This window comes from Rhodococcus sp. R1101 (assembly GCF_000278445.1).
Taxonomy (GTDB): domain Bacteria; phylum Actinomycetota; class Actinomycetes; order Mycobacteriales; family Mycobacteriaceae; genus Rhodococcus; species Rhodococcus gordoniae.
Genome location: NZ_AJVB01000618.1, coordinates 1 through 1,918 on the forward strand (window position 1 = coordinate 1; position 1,918 = coordinate 1,918).

2 protein-coding genes are annotated in these 1,918 nt (G+C 67.7%); both read left to right on the forward strand.

Features of this window, described 5'->3' with window-relative positions; all coding sequences use genetic code 11:
- The first annotated feature begins 226 nt into the window (after positions 1–226).
- Positions 227–865 (forward strand): hypothetical protein, encoded by a 639-nt coding sequence (locus tag R1101_RS0122395; RefSeq protein ID WP_016935452.1) that lies wholly within the window; start codon positions 227–229, stop codon positions 863–865.
- Positions 866–1,045: 180 nt separating this feature from the next.
- Positions 1,046–1,750, forward strand: coding sequence for an N-acetyltransferase (locus R1101_RS0122400; protein WP_232284812.1), 705 nt, complete (start codon positions 1,046–1,048; stop codon positions 1,748–1,750).
- Positions 1,751–1,918: the final 168 nt, after the last annotated feature.

The window sequence follows — 1,918 nt, forward strand, 5'->3', positions numbered from 1 at the left end:
AAACGCTACGCTCGGGCAGTGGGTGCGCGAGCTCGTGGATCTGGCTCGTGCTCTCGGGCACGCCGCTCGTGCCGCCCGGACCGACGATGCCCCTCGTCGCGACAGTACCGACATCTCGCGGTAACGTTCCGGTACATGTGCCCGCGTTCTACGCGCGTCGGGCACGGTCGACGGCGTGCCGTTCACGAAGCGGTCGCCGACATCGAAAATACGGGGAGGAAAATCGATGAATTCTGTTGCGAAGAAGGCTGCCGTCGCAGCGTCGGGTGCCGCACTGCTGGCACTGGCAGTGCCGGGCATCTCGTCCGCTGCGGGGCCGAACGTATCGGCGAATGTGGAGAACGGCGCCATCGTCGTCGACTTCGATCTGAGCCGGGCGGACGTCGATCGCGGCGTCACCTGCGTCACCTACGTCCTGAAGCCGGGCACCGTCGACACGGCCGATCCGTCGGGCCGCATCGATGCGCAGCCCGCCGGCACGAGCTTCTCGGTGACCAACACCAGCACCTCGAGCGCGCTGTACATCAGGGACGGCGCACCCGCGCAGGCCGGCCCGGAGGCGATCACCGACGGCACCTACAACGTCTTCTGGGGCTGCCAGGACGCCTCGGGTACGCAGTACGAGAACATCTTCGACGCGTCCGGTCGCCCCTTCACCGGGGGGATCCCCGTGACGGTCGGCGGCGGCGAGTCCGCCCCGCAGGGCGAGTCGGCTCCTGCTCCGCAGGCGAAGTCGGCACCGCAGACCCAGGTCGCTCCCGAGTCCGGCCAGGTGCCTCAGACTCCCGAATCGGAGCAGGAGCCCGTGGATCCTCTCCAGTTCGTGATCAAGTTCCTGCGCGATCTGATCGGCAACCAGTCCTGATCCTCGAGCACGTCCGTATCGGCGGCACCCCCAGGGGTGCCGCCGATGCTGTTTCTGTAGTGGCCCGGAGAAGGCAGTCCGAGAGTGCGTGAGCCGTGGAAGGGAGAATGTGTGGAGGCCGCTTCGACCGCGTCGGGTCTCACATCGTTGCCGCAGCTGCGTCGTTCCTACGGTGAGAGTATGCGTCCACTGACGTCCGGCGGGGGCTGGTCCGCCGGTGACGGCTGGTGGGTGGGCATCACCGGTGCCCCCGACCCCGACTACAACCTCGCTCTCGTCCACGGTGGCGATGTCACCACCCGGGTACAACACGTCTACGAGACCCTGACGAAAGCCGGCAACCCGTCGATCGTCCTGCTCGCCGGAGACGGACTCGGTGCTGCGCAGGTCCTTGCCGACCACAGTTGGGTGTGTGCCGGATCGTTGGATCTGACCTGTCTCGTGGCTCATGACGCTCCCGTCGACCCGGGCTTCCGAACGCTCGGTGAAGCCGATATGGCGGATGCCCGCGAACTCGCCGCCGGGACGTTCGGGATCGCGCCCGGGACTGCTGCCGTCGCCTACGCCGATGCCATGGCACGGACCCCCGGCGTCGAGGTGGTCGGCATCGTCGAGGACGGGGATCTGCAGTGCTGTGCGCTGCTCGTGGACAGTGGGGCGATCCGGACGGTGTGGTCGCTCGGAACTCACCCGGGACGCCAACGGCGCGGGTTCGCGAACCGGTTGATCAGAGCGGGCGCCGCCCACACCTACGCGCAGCGCGGCCCGGTCGCGATGTGCGGGCTCACCAGGCCGCGCGTCACACCGCTGTATCTCGCCGCCGGAGCACGCGTCGCGGAGACCTGGCAGATGTGGTCGCGTCCGCGTTGGCTGCTCGGCAGTTGACGGACTGTACGGACGAGTAACGTTTGCCCGATTCGGTGCGACACACTGTCGACCTGCCCAGTGAAGGGCGACAGCGAAAGGCCAGTGCATCGTGTCCGAACGAAGCATCCGCGACGCCGAACTGCGTCGCGAACTCGGTGTCCCACCGACCGTCGATCTCGTGGGTCA